This is a genomic window from Blattabacterium sp. (Cryptocercus punctulatus) str. Cpu, assembly GCF_000236405.1.
GTDB classification, from domain to species: Bacteria; Bacteroidota; Bacteroidia; order Flavobacteriales; family Blattabacteriaceae; genus Blattabacterium; species Blattabacterium punctulatus.
The window spans coordinates 454,538-474,764 of sequence record NC_016621.1; the positions used below are offsets into that span (position 1 = coordinate 454,538).

The window sequence follows — 20,227 nt, forward strand, 5'->3', positions numbered from 1 at the left end:
CTATGGCATGGTTTTTAAGAAAAAAAAAGAATATTATTACCCCTATAGAAGATAGAAAAGATTTACCTAAAGGGCTTTGGTACAGAACTCCAAATGGAAAAATTATAGATACGGATGAACTAAAAAAAAATGCATATGTGAGTCTAGAAGATGGATATCATGTAAGAATTCATAGCAAAGAATATTTTGATATTCTTTTTGATAATGGAAAATTTTCAGAAAAAAATATTAAAATGATTAGTAAAGATCCTATAAAATGGATGGATAGAAAAAAATATACAGATAGAATTGAGGAAGCAAGAAAAAAAACAAATTTATATGATGCTATTAGAACAGGAGTTGGAAAAATAAATGGGATGGATATAATTATTTCTTGTATGGATTTTTCTTTTATAGGAGGATCTATGGGATCTGTAGTAGGAGAAAAAATATCTAGAGCTATAAAACATTGTATTGAAAAAAGATTTCCATATGTATTGATATCTAAATCTGGAGGGGCAAGAATCATGGAATCTTCTTTTTCTTTAATGCAAATGGCTAAAACAATAGCTAGATTAACTCAGTTACGTGATTCAAGAATTCCTTATATATCCATTCTTACAGATCCAACTACAGGAGGGGTTACAGCATCTTATGCATTACTTGGAGATATAAATATAGCCGAACCAGGTGCTTTAATTGGATTTGCTGGACCTAGAGTAATTAGAGAAACTATTGGAAAAAATCTTCCAGATGGATTTCAAACTTCAGAATTTCTTCTAGAACATGGATTTATAGATTTCATTTCTTCTAGAATTGATTTAAAAAAAAATATATCCAATCTTGTTTCTATGATGATGTAAAAAAAATTATTCCCATTCTATAGTTGCTGGAGGTTTAGAAGTAATATCGTATACTAAACGATTAATTCCATTAACTTCATTAATTATTCTACTCGAAACTTTTTCTAAAAAATTATAAGGTAAATGTGAAAAAGTAGCAGTCATAAAATCTTCCGTATTTGTAACACGTAATACAGAGACATATTCATAGGTTCGTTTATCACCCATTACTCCTACGGATTTTATAGGTAATAATACTATAAAAGCTTGACTTACAAATTTATATAAATTATAATTTTTTAATTCTTGCAAAAGAATCATTTCCGCTTCTTTAAGAATAGAAATTTTTTTCTTATTTACTTCTCCAATAATCCGAATGCTTAATCCAGGACCTGGAAATGGATGTTGGTATAAAATTTCTTTTGGAATTCCTAAATATTTTCCTATTTTTCGTACTTCATCTTTAAATAATTCTTTTAATGGTTCCAAAAGTTTCAATTTCATTAAATTAGGTAATCCTCCTACATTATGATGAGATTTAATAAAAAAAGTATTTTTTAATAATTTGGATGAAGAATATGTAGAAGATTCAATGACATCTGAATATATAGTTCCCTGCGCTAAAAATTCTACATTTTTAATTTTTTTTGATTCTTCTTGAAAAATAGAAACAAATTCTTTCCCGATAATTTTTCTTTTCATTTCAGGATCAATAATTCCAATTAAACTAGATAAAAATCGTTTTTTAGCATCTATTATTTTAATAAATAAATTCATTTTTTTACAAAAAAAAGATATTTTTTCTTTTTCTTCTTTTATAAGAAAACCAGTATCAACGAAAATGCAATGTAAGGATGAACCAATAGCTTTTTTAATGATATAAGCGGCTACAAAAGAATCTACACCTCCTGAAAATCCTAATATTACTTTTTTAGTATCTACAAGTTTTCTTATTTTTTCTACATTTTTTTGTACAAAATGGTTTAGTTTCCAGTTTGGGTAACACTTACAAATATGAAGTATAAAATTTTTCATGATCGAAACTCCAAATTCGGTATGATTCACTTCTGGATGAAATTGTACGGCATAAATATCTTTATTTTTATGAATTAAAGCTGCAATAGCACAAGAAGAAGTATGTCCAATCACTTTTAATTCTTTTGGAATCTTTTTTATTTCATCAAAATGACTCATCCAAACAATAGATTTTTTAGGAATTCCGTGGAATAAATCATTTTTACAATGATCTATCATAAAAATAGATTTTCCATATTCTTTATACTTTGATCTTTCTATTTTTCCTCCAAAAAGAAAAGAAATAAGTTGCATTCCATAACAAATTCCAAGTATCGGAATATTCAATTGAAATATATTTTTAGATATTAATGGAGGATTTTCGTCATAAACAGAAAAAGGACTTCCAGATAAAACAATCCCTTTTGGTTTTTTGGATAAAATATTATGAATAGAAATATCATAAGGATATAAATGGGCATATACTCCTATATCTCGAATTCTTCGTGCAATTATCTTGCTATATTGGGAACCAAAATCTAATACCAAAATAGAGTCTTTTTTCATTATAATTTTTTTTGTATCATTGGAATTTTTTTAAAAAAAAACTATAATCCAATATCTTTTCTAAAATACAAGTTTTCAAAATGAATTTTTTTTACCTTATTATAAGCTATTTTTCTAGCGGAATCTCCTGTACTCCCAATTCCTACGATATTTAAAACTCGTCCATGTGATGTCATCCATTTTTCTTTTTCTTTTTTAGCCCCAGCAATATAAAAAGGTTCTTTTAAAGAATTTAATCCATTTATAATTTTTCCACTTTCATATTGTTCCGGATAGCCTTTTGAAGATAGTACGATACAACAAGAACATAATTTTTTCCAAGAAATAGATATTTCTTTTTGAAGAAATACCGACTGGATTATATGAAAAAAATTACTTTCCATTAATGGCAATAAAGTTTGAGTTTCAGGATCTCCCATACGAGTATTATACTCTAATAAGTATACACTATTTGAAGTGATCATTAATCCGAAATAAATAAATCCGAAAAAAGTTAATTTTTCTAAAAAAAGTCCTTTTAAAGTTGGTTCCAATATATTTTTTTGAAAATCTATCCAAACTTCATCGTTCATATAGGGATTAGGTGCTATCGTACCCATTCCTCCTGTATTTCTACCAGTTTCTTTTTCTCCAATTTTTTTGTAATCTTTAGCGGATAAAAAAGGAATAATATCTTTCCCATTAAATATGGATATAATAGAGGATTCATGACCTTTCAAAAATTCTTCTATGATAACTTTATTTCCAGATTTTCCAAATTTTTTATCTATCATAATAGAAGTTAAAGCCTGCTTTGCTTCGTTTTTATTTCTCACCAACATTACTCCTTTCCCTCCTGCTATACCACTTGTTTTTATAGCTACAGAATAATTTTTTTTTTCTAAAAAAGCTACAGCTTTTTGATAAGAAGAAAAAACTTCGTATTTAGGAGTCCGTACTCCATATTTTTTCATAAATGATTTAGAAAAAACACGATCACCTTCTAATCTAGCAGCAAGGTAATGTGGACCCATAATTTTTAGTCCAAAATTTTTAAATACGTCTACAATTCCATCCAATAGAAAAGTTTCTGAACCAACAATAGTTATATCTATTGCATTTTTTTTAGCATATAAACATAAATCTAATGTTGTATAAGTATTTTTAATATTTTTTCCTATTTCATCGGTTCCTCCATTACCAGGATAAAAATAAAGATCTATAGTAGGAAAATCTTTTAAAAATTTTTTTCCCATAGCATGTTCACGCCCTCCATTTCCGAGAATTAAAACTTTCATAATATTTTTTTTTAATGTTTAAAATGTCTTTTTCCCGTAAAAGCCATAGCTATTCCATGTTCATCACAAGCTTTTATAGATTCTTTATCACGAATAGATCCTCCGGGTTGAATAATTGCTCTTATTTTACCGGATATCGCAGCTTCATCTACTATATCCCGAAAAGGGAAAAAAGCATCCGAAACAAGGACTAAATCTTCTTTGCTTTTTTCTAAAGCTCTTTCTATAGCTTGACGAGCTGCCCAAATTCTATTGGTTTGACCTCCCGAAATTCCTAAAGTTTGTGTACCTTGAGCTACAACAATAGCATTTGATTTTACATATTTTACTACTTTTTGAGCAAAAAATAAAGATCTTATTTCTTGATCAGAAAATTTTTTTTTGGTTACTATTTGATAATCATAAGATAAAGGAGGATCTACTTGTTGTACCAACATTCCTCCATCTATTTTTACATATTCCAATTTATCAGAAATAGGATTTTTTATACTAATGATTCTTATATTTTTTTTTTGTTTTAAAATACTCAATCCATTTTTTTCATAACTAGGAGATAAAATAACTTCTAAAAATAGACTATTCATTTTATTCGCTAATTCTTTTGTTATTGGAACATTTACTGCAATAATTCCTCCAAAATAAGAAATAGAATCCGCATAATAAGTTTTTTTAAATGCATCTAGAACATTTTTGCCTAAGGCAACACTACATGGTGTTGCATGTTTCACAGTACAACAAGCTGGTTCAGAAAATTGCGATACTACTTTCCAAGCTATATCCATATCTCTTAAATTATTAAAAGAAAGATTTTTACCATGTAATTGATGAAAATGACACATTGCTCCATTATGAATAGTACTAATATAATAAGCTGCTTCCTGATGAGGATTTTCCCCATAACGAAGATTCATTTTTTTTTCATAAGAAAAATGTAAATAAGTAGGAAAATTTTCTTCCATTAAAAAATATTGAGAAATTGCAGAATCATAAGCAGAAGTAAGATTAAATACTTTTCCTGCTAATTTTTTTCTCAACTTTAATGAAGTATTCCCATAGTTTTCAATTTCATTTTTTACTAATATATAATCTTTTTTATCTGTAATAGGGGTTACATGAAAAAAATTTTTAGCTGCTGCTCGCAACATAGATAGTCCTCCTATATCAATAAATTCAATTATAGAATTAATTGATTTTTTATGGAATTTATCAAAAAATGGGTAAAAATTTACCAATACAATATCAATAGGATTAATTCCGTGAAAATGAATACTTTTCATATGTTTATCAATAGACCGATTAGCAAGAATACCCCCATAAATAGATGGATGAATAGTTTTTATTCTTCCATCTAAAATTTCAGGAAAAGAAATGATATTTTCTATTTTTAGAACATTAGATATTCCATTTTTTTTTAAGTATTGATAAGTACCACAAGTAGAAATAATTTGATATTCTTTTTTATCTAAAAAATAGACAAAATCAAATAATTCTTCATTTTTTTCATAAACACTAATCAAAGCTCTTTTCATATATATAATAATTAAAGAATTCGAAATTTTTATGGATATAAAAAAAAATAATATAATAGGTCAAATATTGTTTAAATATTGAATGAGTATTTCTTTTTCTATGATAGATATTTTTTTAGATAACGATATTGGAGTTTCTTTTGAAAAAATATTACATGATTTTTTTAAAATTATATTTCCTGAATCAATATTTTTAGTTACATAATGAACTGTAGCACCTGATATTTTTTCTTTATTATTAATCACTTTTTGATGTACTCTCATTCCATACATACCTTTTCCTCCATATTTAGGTAAAAGAGATGGATGAATATTTATGATTTTTCCATCCCATTTATCACAAAATTCCGAATCAAGTATTGAAAGAAAACCACAAAGTACTATAATATCTGGGCTTTTTTTTATAAAAATATTATCTATCTCTTTAGATAAAAGTATTTTTTTAGTCTTTTTTAAAGAAAAAGTTGTAATATTTTCTTTCGATGCATATTGAATAGCTTTACAAGATCTATCAGAAATAACTGTATCTATCTTAACTTTAGAAAGTTTTCCATTAGAAATAGATTCTAGAATATGCTGCATATTTGTCCCTTTTCCAGAGACCAAAATAGATATTTTTTTCATAAAAATATTTTTATTTCAAAAATACTTTTTTATCTCCTTTAACTATATTTCCAAATACAAAAGGATTTTCTCCTAAAAAACGTAATCTATCAAAAATTGGACCTTGATCTTTAATAGAAACTATTATAATCATTCCAACTCCCATATTAAAAGTATGCCACATTTTTTGATCGGATAAAAAACCTTTTTCCTGAATATGATTAAAAATAGGTAGAATAGGAATTTTTTTTTTATCTACTATAGCTAATAAATTTTCTGGAAGAACACGAAATAAATTATCGTATATCCCCCCTCCAGTAACATGAACTAATCCGTGAATTACAAACTCTTTTAATAAAATCTGAATAGTAGAATAATAAATTCTAGTTGGAATTAAAAGAGTCTCATAAAATGGTTTTTTTTGGAATTTTTTCATCAATAAATCTTCTGTATAAAAAATATTTCGAATTAAAGAAAAACCATTGCTATGTACACCTGAAGATGGTATTCCAATTAAAATATCTCCTTCTTTAATTGTTTTTTTTCCATCTATAACCTTTTTTTTCTCTACAATACCTACACAAAATCCTGCTATATCATAATCTTTTTTTTTGTAAATACTTGGAATTTCAGCTATTTCTCCGCCAATAAGACAGGTATTCGTTTTTTTACAAGAGGTTGCTATACCTTGTATAATTTTTTCTGCAATGTTAGAATCCAGTTTACCACAAGCTAAATAATCTAGAAAAAATAATGGCTTTGCTCCATGACATAATATATCATTGGCACACATAGCAAAACAATCTTCTCCAATGACATCATATTTTTGGTAATTAATAGCTAAAAGAAGTTTAGTCCCAACACCATCAACACCAGATACCAAAACAGGTTCTTTATACTCAGAGGAAGGCATTTTATAAAGTGCTGCAAAATTATCTAATGAGCCAATTACCTTATTGTTATAAGTTTTTTCTAAAATTGGACTAATTTTATATATGGTACGATTACTTTCTTTCATTATTACTATAATATACAATCATTTTTTTTTATGAATAGGATAATTCCCAGTAAAACAACCGAAACAATAATTATTACTTCCAAGAATATCGATTAAATTAGCCATACTTAAAAATTCTAAACTATCTACATCTAAAAATTTAGCTATACTTTCCTTATCTATATTGAATGAAATTAGATCTTTTTTAGTAGGAGTATCTATACCTAAATAACATGGAGCTATAATAGGTGGAGATGCACTTCTAAAATGAATTTCTTTTGCTCCTGATTTTCTTAAAATATAAACTAATCTACGACTCGTAGTCCCACGAACAATAGAATCATCAATAATTACAATACGTTTTCCTCTAATTTCATTTAAAATAGAATTTAGTTTTAAATTCACCATTTTTTCACGCATTTCTTGTTTTGGTAAAATAAAAGATCTTCCAATATATTTATTTTTTACTAAAATTGGTTTGAAAGGGATTCCGGATGCTTTAGAATATCCAATAGCTGCTGGCACACCAGAATCTGGGACTCCAATAACGACATCTGCTACTACTGGATGTTGTTCATAAAGAACTTCTCCACTTTTTTCACGAACTGCATAAACGTTTATATTTTCAATGAAAGAATCAGGACGGGAAAAATAAATATATTCAAAGGAACATATTCTTCGTTTTGTATCCCTTTTTTTTCTAAGAAGAGAAAATTGAATTGATTTTTTATCGACAATAGCTATTTCTCCTGGAAATAAATCTCTTACATAATATCCCCCCACAGAATCTATTCCACAAGTTTCAGAACTAAATATATAAGTTTTTTCATTAAGCATACCATAACATAAAGGGCGAATTCCATTTGGATCTCTAAAAGCAGCAATTTTATTATCCATAAGAACTATTACAGAATAAGCTCCTTTAATATCAAAAGTTGTTTTTTGAATAGCTATTTTTAAATTATTCTCAGATTCTAATAAATATTTTTGTATTAAACGTAAAATTACTTCGGAATCTGAATCAGAGGATATAAATGTAATTCCTTTCGATTCTAAATTTTTCCGAATTGTTTTAGCATTTATTAAATTTCCATTATGGACAATAGAAATGATACTTTTACCATAGATATCTTCTCCAAAAAATGGTTGAATATTTTTTTGGCTTTGTCCTCCTTCTGTAGAATATCGTGTATGTCCAATAACAGCATTTCCATGATAACATTCAGAATTCGAAATTTTTTTAAAGGAATCTAAAACAAGACCTTCACTTTTATGAGATAAAATAAATCCATCTCGTAAAACCGAAAAACCACATGCTTCTTGACCTCGGTGTTGTAAGGCAAATAAACCAAACTGAATGAGAGAAAATGTATCTATTTTATGAATAGAATAAATTCCAAAAACTCCGCATTCCTCATGAAATTTATCATAATAATTTTTTTTTTCTAGAATAGGAAATAATTGAGACATCCTCTTTTTTTTTTATGGAAAAAGAAAATATTTGTCCCTTAAATGGATTAACCTGCATTTAGCCTTTTTAATATTTCCATATAAGTATCTATTACCTCTTCCTTATCATTAAATTTATTTCTAAATCTGTCTTTATCAAGTTTTTTCATTGTTTTTCTATCCCAAAGACGACATGTATCAGGACTAATTTCATCAGAAAGTAAAATTTGATTTTTTTTATTTTTTCCAAATTCTATTTTAAAATCTACCAATATAATATTTTTATCTAAAAAATATTTTTTCAGAATATTGTTAATATTTGATACAATTCGATTAACTTTATTTAATTCTTCATAAGAAATTAGATTTAAGAATACAGCATGATGGTGGTTTAACCATGGGTCTTTTAATCCATCATTCTTGTAAAATATTTCAATAATTGGATTATCTATAGTAATTCCTTCATTTATATCTAAACGTCTAGACATACTTCCAGCAACAATATTTCGAACTACAAATTCTAATGGTATCATATCCAATTTATAACACAATTGTTCTCTATTATTTATCTTACGAATAAAATGATTCCTTACTCCATAATCTTTAAGGAATTTAAATATTAATGTTGTTATTTCATTATTTAAAATTCCTTTATCTTGTAATAATTCTTTTTTTAATCCATTTAAAGAAGTTATACTATCTTTATAATGAATAATAATTTCATCTGGATTATCTGTAGAATAGATTTTTTTTGTTTTTCCTTCTAATAAATATTTTTTTTTAATCATACTGCTCATAATAATCAATATTTATCTATTTCAGTCACTAATTTTTCTTTTTGTTTCATTCGAAATTTTAATAATAATTTTTTTATTTCTTTATATTTTATAGCTAATATATGAACGGATAATAGAGCCGCATTGTATGCATTATTGATCCCTACTGTAGCAACAGGAACATCTTTAGGCATTTGAACAATGGAAAGTAGAGCGTCAATTCCACCTAATAATCCATTATTAGCATAAATAGGAACTCCTATAACGGGTATAATAGTTCTTGAAGCTATAATTCCAGGTAAATGAGCAGATAAACCAGCTCCTGCAATAATAAGTTCCATACCTTCTAAAGATTCTATTTTTTTTATTGTTTTTGATAATATATCTGGTAAACGATGTGCCGATATAATATAAGTTTTATTCTTTATATTAAATATATTTAGTATATTTTCAGATATTTTCATTGTTGGTTTATCCGATATACTTCCACAAAATATAGCTACTTTCATATAATTTTTTTTTATAAAAAATATTGCACAGCATTTCTAAAAATAGAATGCTCTTTAATATCAGGTATATTTTTTAATAATCCATTATTATAACGCTCCGGATGAGTCATTCTTCCATAAATTTTTCCATTATTACTTAATAATCCTTCTACTGATCCAATCGATCCATTGGGATTAAAAGGAAAATCCATAGTAGGATTTCCTTTTAAATCTACATATAAAGTGGCAATTTGATTTTTTTTTAATAAAATATTAATCATTTTTTCATTAGCATAAAACCTACCTTCACTATGAGATACAGGAATAGTATATACTTTATTTTTCATTCCTTTTAACCATGGAGATTGATCAGAAATAACTTTTATATGAACACATTGAGATATATGTTTCCCTATTTTATTATAGGTAAGTGTTGGAGATTTATGATTACGCAAATTGATTTTACCGTAAGGTAATAAACTAGATTTAATCAATGCCTGAAATCCATTACAGATACCTAAAATTAATCCATCATGATCAATAAAATATTCAATAGAATCTTTGATATAGGGATTATGTAATATAGACGTTATAAATTTTGCAGAACCATCTGGTTCATCTCCCGCACTAAATCCTCCACAAAGCATAAATATTTGTACAGATTTGATATATTTTACCATTTTAGATATGGATTGAATAAGATCTTTATCGCTTAAATTTCTCAATACAAAAGTTTTTACTATTGCTCCTTCTTTTTCAAAAGCATGAATTGATTCAAATTCACAATTTGTTCCAGGAAATATTGGAATAAATACATGTGGTCTTATTTTTTTAATTGATTTCCATTTTAATGGAATTTTTTTATGGAATTTTATACTTTTTCGTAGTATATTTTTTTTAGTATATTTTAGATCTCTATTATGTATAGAATATATAGGAGTTAAAGTTTTTATCCAATTTTCGATGGATTCATCTATATCAATAGAAATACCATTAAAATTTAAATTTTTAGATGAAACAACTTCTCCAATTAAAATGAAATCTTCTGAAAGTGAAGATGAAGATTCTATAATTAATGAACCTATATTTGTTTCAAGTAAATGATTATTATATTGAATCACAACACCTAAACGATTTCCAAAAGACATTTTTGCAATAGCAATGGAAATCCCACCATCTTTTATAGTTTTCACAGAAACTATTTTACCGGAACAAATCCCTTCATAAACTTGATCATATACCTTTTTCAGAGAATCGAAATCTGGCATTTCATTTTTTAGTGGTTTATGATGATATAAGTATATTCTATTTCCTATTTTTTTAAATTCAGGTGATATAATATTCCCACAGGAACCTATGCTAACTCCAAAAGCTATTAATGTTGGTGGAACGTGAATATTTTTATATGATCCAGACATGCTATCTTTTCCTCCAATAGAAGCTAATTCAAATGCCATTTGTGCATGATAAGCGCCTAATAAAGAAGCAAATGGTTTCCCCCAATTTTTGGATTTTTTTCCTAATTTTTGATAATATTCTTGAAAACTAAAATAAGTACTTTTATAATTGCCTCCCATAGAAACAATTTTAGAAACACACTCTACTATAGCATATGCCCCTCCATGAAGAGGACTCCAAGTAGATATATTTGGATGATAGCCCCAAGATGCTAAACTTACTGTGGTTGTTTCTCCATTTAAAACAGGAATTTTTTGTACACTTCCTTCCGATGGAGTCATTTGATACTTTCCTCCAAAAGGCATCAATATAGTTCCTCCACCTATAGTACTATCAAACATTTCTACTAAACTTTTTTGAGATGCAATATTTAATTTAGAAATATTTTTTAAGAAATTTGTTTTATTGAAAGTAATTTTTTGGGATTTTTTAAAAGGAGAAATAGAAGTTGGAGAACTTACCTGAACAACTTTTTTTTTATTAGATCCTCCTGTATTTAAAAAAGAACTTTTTAAGTTGAATATTTCTTTTTTTTTATGATAAAAAATTATACGTTCATTATCCGTAATCCTAGCTATAGGAATGGATAGAATATTTTCTTTATGAGATAAATTAATAAATTTTTTTACATCATAGGGATTTAAAACCACTACCATACGTTCTTGAGATTCTGAAAGTGCTATTTCTATAGGATCTAAAGATGTATTTTTTATTGGTATTTTATCTAAATAAAGGATCGAACTATTACTCAATTCCCCTATAGCTACTGAAGCTCCTCCTGCACCCAAATCATTGCATTTTTTAATCAAAGATATGGCTGATTTTTTTCGAAAAAATCTTTGTATTTGTCGTTCTATTATTGGATTTCCTTTTTGGACTTGAATATTGTAAGATGTATTTTTAAAATTATATTCATATTCCTTAGAAGACTCGGTTGCTCCTCCTATTCCATCTCTTCCTGTTAATCCACCAATTAACAAAATAATATCTCCATTTTTTGGATTTTTTTGTTTTACGTAATCTACTGGAACGGCTCCAATAACCATTCCAACTTCCATCCTTTTAGCTTTATAACCCTTATGATATATTTCATGTATATGAGTAGTAGCAACTCCAACTTGATTTCCATAAGAACTATAACCATTAGCCGCTTCACGGCAGATTTTTCTTTGCTCTATTTTACCATTCAATGTTTTTTTTTTAGTTGGATCATCCGCTCCACTTAATCGAATAGATTGATAAACAAATGCTCTACCAGATAATGGATCTCGAATTGCACCACCTATACAAGTAGCAGCGCCTCCAAATGGATCAATTTCTGTAGGATGATTGTGGGTTTCGTTTTTAAATAAAAGATACCATTTTTCCTTTTTTTTTCCTATAATATCTACGTCAATTCTCATTATACAAGAATTACGTTCATTAGAAAATACATAGTTTTTCAATTTTCCTTTTTTAGAAAGAATTTGAGAAGGAAGATTAGATAAATCCATCAAATTTATAGGATCTTTTGATCTTCCTATTGAATCACGATCTTTTAAATATTTATTAAAAATATTATAATAGGTATCTTTCAATATTCCATCAAAAGTGATATCTACCAATGTAGTCAAAAAAGTGCTATGACGACAATGATCAGACCAATAAGCATCTAAAATCCGTAATTCTTCTTCTTTAGGATCACGCTTTTCTTCAAAAAAGTATTTTTGAATAAAGAGTAAATCCTTTATTCCTATAGAAAAATTCCATTTTTTATGAATTTTTTTTATTTCTTCAGGAGTAAAATTAATAAATCCTTCTAGAATTTTCATTTTTTTTTTCTCTACACATTTTATATTAGAAAAATCTGGAGGAAGCATTTCTTTAAGATTTTTTTCCTTACAAATATTTGGATTTATGCAATATTTTTTAATTTTAATAATATCATTCTTTTGATTATTCAATCCTATTAATTCAATTAATTTTCCGGTTTTTATAAAAACTGTAGATATAGGATCTATCACTTTTATACATTGCATAGCCGCTTCTGCACGTTGATCATATTTTCCTGGTAAATATTCTATAGAAAAATATGGATTTTTTAAATGTAATTTTTTATGATAAATATCTGTTACAGGATCCACAAAAATTTTATATAAGCTATCTATAAAAACTTCTTGTTTTATTTGAAATATATCGTATATATGATAAATAATCACTTTAGATAACGATATATCCATATCATTTAATTCTTGATATAAATTTCTAGAATAAAGATCGAAAAAATTTTTTTTTTGTATATAAATCCTTAAATTCATTAGAATAGATAGAATTAGAATATTTATGATATAAAAATAGAATTTTTCTAAATTTTAAGATTACTATTTGAATTTATCAAATGATGAAATCGATCCAAAATAGGATTTACTTTTTTATCAATAAATTCTAAAGATTGATCTGAAGAAAAACCTATAAAATTTTTAGGATCCAGCATTTTATTTAATTCTTTTTCATTAATCGGTATTTTTTCATCGTTTAAAATACGTTTTATAAAATCATTTTTTTTACCTTCTAATTTCATTTTAGAATGAGTTTTCATAGAATGAATTCGGATTCTTTCATGGATTTTTTGTCTATCTGCTCCATTTTTTACGCTTTGGATAATAATAGATTCAGTAATTAAAAATGGAAGTTCTTGATAGATATTTTTTTCTATCATTTTAGGATAAACCACAATATTTTCTAATATATTATTCCAAATCATTAAAATAGCATCTGTAGCTAAGAAAGATTGTGCAAGTACCAATCTTCTATTTGCGGAATCATCTAAAGTACGTTCTAACCATTGAGTGGCAGCTACCATAGCTGAACTATTTGATAGCGAAATCACATATTTAGCTAAAGAGGCCATACGTTCACTAAGTATTGGATTTCGTTTATATGCCATAGCACTGGATCCAATTTGTTCTTTATTAAATGGTTCTTCCATTTCTTTTAAATTTTGTAATAAACGTAAATCATTACTAAATTTATGAGAAGATTGAGAAATATTGGATAATAAATTTAATATTTGTGCATCAACTTTTCTATCATAAGTTTGACCCGTAACAGAAAAAATTTTTTGAAATCCAAATTTTTTGGATAATTTTTTTTCTAGATATTTTACTTTTTTTAAATTTCCATTAAATAATTCTTTAAAACTAGCAGCTGTTCCTACAGTTCCTTTTACTCCTCTGAAACATAGATTTTGTAATCTAAATTCCAATTCTTCTATATCCATTAGGATACTTTGTATCCACAAAGAAGAACGTTTCCCAACAGTAGTTAACTGAGCAGGTTGATAATGTGTAAATGCCAAAGTGGGAGTATTATGATATTCTAAGGTAAAATTTCTAAAACGAAAAAGAACATTAATTAATTTATTAAGGATAATTTCTAATCCATCACGTAGGAGAATAAGATCCGTATTGTCTCCTAAAAAAGCACTTGTAGCACCTAAATGAATAATTGGTTTAGCTATAGTCGCTTTTTCTCCAAATGCATATAAATGAGCTATTACATCATGATGAAATTTTTTTTCATAGAAAAAAACTCTATTCCAATCAATATCATTTAAATGTTTTTTTAAATCATTAATTTGTTCTTCCTTAATATTTAAACCTAATTTTTTTTGACATTCTGCTAAATATAGCCAAAGTTTTCTCCAGGTAGTAAATTTTTTTTCGGGAGAAAAATTATACAACATTTCTTTACTACTGTATCGTTCTACTAAAGGATTTTTATATTCTTTCACAAAAGAATCATTTTTATATAAATGGAAATATTTTTTTTAAGAAAAAATTTTCAAAAAGGAAGATTTATTTTTGATAATATTTTGATTTCTTTCAGATCCTACAGAAATTAATACAATATCTAAATTTAAATAACTTTCTATAAAGTTAATATATTTCTTGCAATTTTTAGGCAAATCATCATATTCATGTATATGAGAAATATCTTTTTTCCAACCAGGAAAATCTATATAAATAGCTTCTACTTTTTTTTCTTCCAATTCTATATTGGATGGAAAATATTGTATTTTTTTTCCATTACTTTGATATTTTACACATACTTTAATTAATTCTAATTCACTTAAAACATCCAATTTTGTAATGATTAAATAATTAATTCCATTAATCATACAGGAATATTTTAGAGATAAAAGGTCTAACCATCCACATCTTCTGGACCGTTTTGTAGTTGAACCATATTCATTCCCTTTTTTACGTATTATATCGCTCATTTTATTCCTAATCTCTGTAGGAAAAGGGCCATATCCTACACGGGTACAGTAAGCTTTTGCTATTCCTATAAAATTTTTCAAAAAATTAGGAGGGATCCCAGTTCCTGTACATACACCACCTGTAGAAGGTGAAGAAGGAGTTACATATGGATAGGTACCATAATTTATATCTAATAACATAGCTTGAGCCCCTTCAAATAAAATTTTCTTTTTTTTATGAAAAGCATAATGAATTTCATGTACAGAATCAATAATACGAGGAGAAAGAATCTTAGCATATTCGATATATTCTTCATATATTGATTTAAAATAAATAGGATCTTTTTTATATACTTTTGTAATAATCTTATTTTTATAATCTACGTTATCCTTTAATTTTTTATAAAATACTTTTAGATTCAAAAAATCTAATAACCGGATTCCTATACGGGATATTTTATCTTCATAAGTAGGACCAATTCCACAATGTGTAGTTCCAATAGATCTAGAACCTAAAGCTTCTTCTTTATATTCATCTAGTAAACGATGATAAGGCATAGTTAGATGTGCACGTTTTGCCAAAAAAACTCTAGAGGTATTGATTCCTATAGATTCTATTTCTTTAATTTCTTGAATCAAAGATTTAGGGTCAATAACCATTCCAGGTGCTATAATACATTTAACAGAAGGATTAACTACTCCAGATGGAATTAAATGAAGAATAAAATTACGATTATTAATATGAATAGAATGACCTGAATTATTTCCTCCTTGATAACGAATTACATAATCTGAATTTTTAGAAAGTAAATCTGTTATTTTACCTTTTCCCTCGTCACCCCATTGGAGACCAACAATAACATTTGAAGGCATGATTTTTTACAATTTTATACTTTTTCTACAAAGTTAGTTTTTTATAAATAGATAATAAAAAATTCTAAAATTTTTTATTATTGCAAATATTTCGTTTAAGATGTTGATAAGCTAATTTTGTGGCTATTCTACCTCTAGGTGTTCTTATTAAATATCCTTCTTGAATAAGAAAAGGTTCATAAACCTCTTCTATTGTATCTGAATTTTCATTCACAGATGTTGCTATAGTATTTATTCCAACAGGACCTCCTTTAAAGGAATCAATAATAGATGTAAGAATTCTATTATCCATTTCATCTAATCCATGTTTATCTACATTAAGGGATTTTAATCCTAAATTACATATGTTACTATCTATAATTCCATTACCTTTTATTTGAGCAAAATCACGAATTCTACGAAGTAAAGAGTTAGCTATACGTGGAGTTCCACGACTTCTAGTTGCTATTTCATAAGAAGATTCTTTGGTGATTGGAATGTTTAATATTTTTGCACTACGTTCTATAATTATTTTTAATAATTCTTTTTGATAATAAGTTAAACGTAAATTAATTCCAAATCTAGAACGCATAGGTGCTGTTAATAATCCAGATCTTGTTGTTGATCCTATTAAAGTAAAAGGAGATAAATCAATTTGTACTGATCTTGCATTAGATCCTGAATCTATTATAATATCAATTTTATAATTTTCCATAGCAGAATACAAATATTCTTCCACTATAGGAGATAGACGATGAATTTCGTCTATAAATAGAACATCGTTCAAATTTAAATGAATGAGGATACCCGCTAAATCTCCTGGTTTATCTAAAACGGATCCTGAAGTCACAGAGATATTAACGCCCAATTCATTAGCAACAATATGAGAAAGAGTCGTTTTTCCTAATCCTGGAGGACCATGAAAAAGAATATGATCTAAGGCTTCTTTTCTTTTTTTAGCAGCTTGAATAAAAATTGTTAAATTTTCTAAAATATCACATTGCCCAACAAATTCTTGAATTTTTTTTGGATTTAAAGTTTCTTCTAAAATAGGTGACACTATATATAATTTTTTTTTTCATAATAGAGTATCCAAAAAAATAAATAATAATATAAAATTCCAGGATCTCAAAATATTTAAAATTGGATAATCTGTTAAATCAAATTTTATAGGAACAATAGAAACGTATCCATTTTTTAATGCCCATTCATCCGTATCCGATTTTTTATCAAAATTAATAAAATCTCCAATTAGCCAATAATAAGTTCTTCCTTTTGGATTATAACGTTTATCAAAACTTTCTTTCCATTTAGATTCTGCCTGCCTGCATATTTTCATTCCTTTTATTTTTTTTTTTGGAATATTGACATTAAGACTAATACCCCCTTTTGGTATAGGATTATAAAGAATTTTTTTTACAATTTTACATACATATTTTTTAGCTGGTTCAAAATCTGCATTCCAATCAAAATCCAAAAGAGAAAAACCAACAGAAGGTATTCCCTCAATTCCAGCTTCTATTACTGCAGAAATTGTTCCAGAATACATAATATTTATGGAAGAATTAGATCCATGATTAATTCCAGAAACACAAATATCAGGTTTTCTTGGAAGTATATTACTAATAGCTAATTTTACACAATCAACAGGAGTTCCTGAACATTCCCATTCTTTTTGACATCCATTGTCTATTTGGACAGAATCACAATATAAAATAGTATCCATCGTTATAGCATGTCCTATTCCAGATTGAGGCTTATTTGGAGCAACAACATAAACTTCTCCTAAAGAATTCATAACATTAACAAGAGCTCTAATACCTGGAGCTATAATTCCATCATCGTTTGTTACTAAAATAATTGGTTTATTTTTCATTTTTTCATACAAGGATATAAATATTTGTAATTTTATTATTTATTAATCAGTATCAGAATGATTGTAGATTTTAAATTTAAAAATATAATAATTGGTTTTATTTTTCATTTTTTCATACAAGGATATAAATATTTGTAATTTTATTATTTATTAATCAGTATCAAAATGATTGTAGATTTTAAATTTAAAAATATAATAATTGGTTTTATTTTTACTTTTTTATTAAGTTTTTGTTCTCCAAAAGGAGAAGTAGAAAATCATAGTATTATACTAAAAAAAATATACAAAATACTTTATTTTTTACATCCTATTCCTATTAAAATTAATAATGATTTTTCCAAAAAAGTATATAAAAAATATTTTGAAAATTTAGATTTTCAAAAACGTTTTTTTCTTAAAAAAGATCTAGAATATATCTCTTACTATAGAGAAAAAATAGATGATTATTGGATAAATGGGGACCCCATATTTTTTAATATTACGATAAATCGTTTTTATCAAAGAATAAAAGAAGTGGAAAATTTTTGTTTTAAAATTTTAAAAAAACCTTTTGATTTTAATAAAAAAGAAATATTTGTTCCTGGAGAATATAAATATTTTTATCCTAAAAATAAAGAAGAATGGATAGAAGAATGGAGAAAATATTTAAAATATTTAACTCTTATGGAAATAGTAACTTCAATAAATACAAAAAAAAATTTTTTTAAAAATTACAAAAAAAATATTTGGAATAATCTATTTATTAATAAAGAAAAAAAATCGAGAAAAAAAGTGGAAGAGGATCTACGGGAATATTTCAGAAAATTAAAAATGAAAAAAAAAATAGACTGGTTTTCTATGTACGTAAATACTATTATATCTCATTATGATCCTCATACTATTTATTTTTCTACTAAAGAAAAGGAAAATTTTGATTTGAATATATCTGGTAAAACAGAAGGAATTGGCATTGAATTGAAAGATTATAAAGGTTATGCAACGGTTGTAAAACTTATAGTTGGTGGACCTGCATGGAAAAGTAAAAAGATAGATATAGGAGATAAAATTATTCGAGTAGCAAAAAATCCAAATTCAGAATCTCAAAATATTATAGGAATGTTATTAGAAAATTCCGTTCGTCTTATAAGAGGGAAAAAAGGAAGTAAAGTAAAATTAACAATTCAAAAAAAAAATGGTTCTATAGAAGAAGTTATCATTATTAGGGATATAATTGAAAAAGAAGAAATTTTCGCAAAAAGTGTCATATTATTGGATAATAATAATAAAAATAAATATGGTTTAATTCATTTGCCAGAATTTTATTTTAATCCTGAAAATAAAAATGGAAGAAATGCAGCTAAAGATATGAAAAACATTATTCAAAAATTAAAAAAAGAAAAAATTAAAGGTCTTCTTATTGATATAAGAAATAATGGAGGAGGATCTTTAGAGACTGTTGTTAAAATTTCAGGGTTTTTCTTAGGAAAAGTTCCAATAGTACAAGTAAAACTATCTTCTGGAAAAAAGAAAATTATCAAAAATAAGGAGGATAATATCCTTTGGAAAGGACCTCTCGTTATTCTTGTAAACGAATTATCTGCTTCTGCATCAGAAATACTAGCGGCTTGTATAGTAGATTATAAAAGAGGGATCATAGTTGGTAGTGATCAAACATACGGTAAAGGTACGGTTCAAACATTTTATCCATTAAAGTCATTTTTATTTTCTAATAATGAATTGGGTACTTTAAAATTTACCATGAATAAATTTTATCGTGTAAATGGAAGTTCTACTCAATTAAAAGGCGTAAATTCAGATATAGTAATCCCAAATAATAATGTTTCTTTTTCCATAAAAAAAATGGAAAAAGACAAACCTAACTCCATGATATGGGATCGTATTGATTCTATTCCTTATATACCTTGGAAAGGTAAAGTAGATTTGGAAAAAATAAAGTTAAAAAGCCTAAATCGTTTGAAAAAACATCAGGATATAAATACTATATATAAAAATATACAATTATTCGAAAAAAAATTTATAAAAAAAAGAAATTTTTCTTTAAATTGGAAAGAATTTTATTATGATAATTTAAAAATAAAAAAAAGAAACGAAAACTTTCAAAAATTAAAAGATTACTTAAATATATATGGATTGAAAGCATATCCTCCATCTTACAAAATTATTTCAAAATATAAATTGAAAAAAAAAGAGTGGGAAAATAATTTATTGAAAGATTTTCAGATAGCAGAATGTGTAAATATTTTACGAGATTTTAATGAAAATTAAAAAAAAAATCATTTA

The 20,227-nt window shown here is 26.2% G+C and carries 15 protein-coding genes; 2 read left to right on the forward strand and 13 right to left on the reverse strand.

All coding sequences use genetic code 11. The features are described from left to right. The first annotated feature begins 2 nt into the window (after nt 1-2). Nucleotides 3-842: an acetyl-CoA carboxylase, carboxyltransferase subunit beta gene (accD, locus tag BLBCPU_RS02220; protein WP_014246375.1), complete on the forward strand. Its 840-nt coding sequence runs from the start codon at nt 3-5 to the stop codon at nt 840-842. A 6-nt stretch (nt 843-848) separates the two neighbouring features. Here accD and guaA read toward each other — a convergent pair whose 3' ends face one another. The 13 genes from guaA to surE form a co-directional block, all read right to left on the reverse strand. Next, nucleotides 849-2,402, reverse strand: coding sequence for a glutamine-hydrolyzing GMP synthase (gene guaA, locus BLBCPU_RS02225; protein WP_014246376.1), 1,554 nt, complete (start codon nt 2,400-2,402; stop codon nt 849-851). Nucleotides 2,403-2,443: 41 nt separating this feature from the next. Next, the gene (gene purD, locus BLBCPU_RS02230; RefSeq protein WP_014246377.1) at nt 2,444-3,679 is read right to left on the reverse strand and encodes a phosphoribosylamine--glycine ligase; all 1,236 of its coding nucleotides are present in this window, start codon (nt 3,677-3,679) and stop codon (nt 2,444-2,446) included. Between the two features lie 11 nt (nt 3,680-3,690). After that, entirely contained in the window at nt 3,691-5,208 is a 1,518-nt protein-coding gene (gene purH / locus BLBCPU_RS02235) for a bifunctional phosphoribosylaminoimidazolecarboxamide formyltransferase/IMP cyclohydrolase (protein WP_014246378.1), read from the reverse strand. A gap of 60 nt (nt 5,209-5,268) precedes the next feature. After that, a complete protein-coding gene (locus BLBCPU_RS02240) occupies nt 5,269-5,832 on the reverse strand; it encodes a formyltransferase family protein (protein WP_014246379.1) in 564 nt (187 codons plus the stop codon). A 10-nt stretch (nt 5,833-5,842) separates the two neighbouring features. Beyond that, nucleotides 5,843-6,829 (reverse strand): phosphoribosylformylglycinamidine cyclo-ligase, encoded by a 987-nt coding sequence (gene purM, locus BLBCPU_RS02245; RefSeq protein WP_014246380.1) that lies wholly within the window; start codon nt 6,827-6,829, stop codon nt 5,843-5,845. Nucleotides 6,830-6,847: 18 nt separating this feature from the next. Continuing rightward, nucleotides 6,848-8,278, reverse strand: coding sequence for an amidophosphoribosyltransferase (purF, locus tag BLBCPU_RS02250; protein ID WP_014246381.1), 1,431 nt, complete (start codon nt 8,276-8,278; stop codon nt 6,848-6,850). A 47-nt stretch (nt 8,279-8,325) separates the two neighbouring features. Beyond that, the gene (gene purC, locus BLBCPU_RS02255; RefSeq protein WP_200858164.1) at nt 8,326-9,054 is read right to left on the reverse strand and encodes a phosphoribosylaminoimidazolesuccinocarboxamide synthase; all 729 of its coding nucleotides are present in this window, start codon (nt 9,052-9,054) and stop codon (nt 8,326-8,328) included. 5 nt (nt 9,055-9,059) lie between these two features. After that, entirely contained in the window at nt 9,060-9,542 is a 483-nt protein-coding gene (gene purE / locus BLBCPU_RS02260; RefSeq protein WP_014246383.1) for a 5-(carboxyamino)imidazole ribonucleotide mutase, read from the reverse strand. Between the two features lie 11 nt (nt 9,543-9,553). Further along, on the reverse strand, nt 9,554-13,276 hold the full coding sequence (locus tag BLBCPU_RS02265; protein ID WP_014246384.1) for a phosphoribosylformylglycinamidine synthase: 3,723 nt from the start codon (nt 13,274-13,276) through the stop codon (nt 9,554-9,556). 47 nt (nt 13,277-13,323) lie between these two features. Next, on the reverse strand, nt 13,324-14,751 hold the full coding sequence (purB, locus tag BLBCPU_RS02270) for an adenylosuccinate lyase (RefSeq protein ID WP_014246385.1): 1,428 nt from the start codon (nt 14,749-14,751) through the stop codon (nt 13,324-13,326). Nucleotides 14,752-14,787: 36 nt separating this feature from the next. Next, nucleotides 14,788-16,092 (reverse strand): adenylosuccinate synthase, encoded by a 1,305-nt coding sequence (locus BLBCPU_RS02275; RefSeq protein ID WP_014246386.1) that lies wholly within the window; start codon nt 16,090-16,092, stop codon nt 14,788-14,790. A 64-nt stretch (nt 16,093-16,156) separates the two neighbouring features. Beyond that, nucleotides 16,157-17,131: a Holliday junction branch migration DNA helicase RuvB gene (ruvB, locus tag BLBCPU_RS02280; RefSeq protein WP_014246387.1), complete on the reverse strand. Its 975-nt coding sequence runs from the start codon at nt 17,129-17,131 to the stop codon at nt 16,157-16,159. 18 nt (nt 17,132-17,149) lie between these two features. After that, a complete protein-coding gene (surE, locus tag BLBCPU_RS02285) occupies nt 17,150-17,947 on the reverse strand; it encodes a 5'/3'-nucleotidase SurE (protein WP_014246388.1) in 798 nt (265 codons plus the stop codon). Nucleotides 17,948-18,112: 165 nt separating this feature from the next. On the opposite strand from surE, the gene BLBCPU_RS02290 reads away from it, so the two are divergent. Beyond that, nucleotides 18,113-20,212 carry a carboxy terminal-processing peptidase gene (locus tag BLBCPU_RS02290; RefSeq protein ID WP_014246389.1) on the forward strand — a complete coding sequence of 700 codons (2,100 nt, stop codon included), beginning with the start codon at nt 18,113-18,115 and terminating at the stop codon, nt 20,210-20,212. Nucleotides 20,213-20,227 lie beyond the last annotated feature (15 nt).

Excerpts from the sequence above, each read along its gene's own strand:
- BLBCPU_RS02290 (WP_014246389.1), top strand. The coding sequence starts at position 18,113 with ATGATTGTAGATTTTAAATTTAAAAATATAATAATTGGTTTTATTTTT.
- purM (WP_014246380.1), bottom strand. The coding sequence starts at position 6,829 with ATGAAAGAAAGTAATCGTACCATATATAAAATTAGTCCAATTTTAGAA.
- purC (WP_200858164.1), bottom strand. The coding sequence starts at position 9,054 with ATGAGCAGTATGATTAAAAAAAAATATTTATTAGAAGGAAAAACAAAA.
- purD (WP_014246377.1), bottom strand. The coding sequence starts at position 3,679 with ATGAAAGTTTTAATTCTCGGAAATGGAGGGCGTGAACATGCTATGGGA.
- BLBCPU_RS02265 (WP_014246384.1), bottom strand. The coding sequence starts at position 13,276 with ATGAATTTAAGGATTTATATACAAAAAAAAAATTTTTTCGATCTTTAT.
- BLBCPU_RS02275 (WP_014246386.1), bottom strand. The coding sequence starts at position 16,092 with ATGCCTTCAAATGTTATTGTTGGTCTCCAATGGGGTGACGAGGGAAAA.
- purE (WP_014246383.1), bottom strand. The coding sequence starts at position 9,542 with ATGAAAGTAGCTATATTTTGTGGAAGTATATCGGATAAACCAACAATG.
- BLBCPU_RS02240 (WP_014246379.1), bottom strand. The coding sequence starts at position 5,832 with ATGAAAAAAATATCTATTTTGGTCTCTGGAAAAGGGACAAATATGCAG.
- accD (WP_014246375.1), top strand. The coding sequence starts at position 3 with ATGGCATGGTTTTTAAGAAAAAAAAAGAATATTATTACCCCTATAGAA.
- surE (WP_014246388.1), bottom strand. The coding sequence starts at position 17,947 with ATGAAAAATAAACCAATTATTTTAGTAACAAACGATGATGGAATTATA.
- purH (WP_014246378.1), bottom strand. The coding sequence starts at position 5,208 with ATGAAAAGAGCTTTGATTAGTGTTTATGAAAAAAATGAAGAATTATTT.
- guaA (WP_014246376.1), bottom strand. The coding sequence starts at position 2,402 with ATGAAAAAAGACTCTATTTTGGTATTAGATTTTGGTTCCCAATATAGC.
- purF (WP_014246381.1), bottom strand. The coding sequence starts at position 8,278 with ATGTCTCAATTATTTCCTATTCTAGAAAAAAAAAATTATTATGATAAA.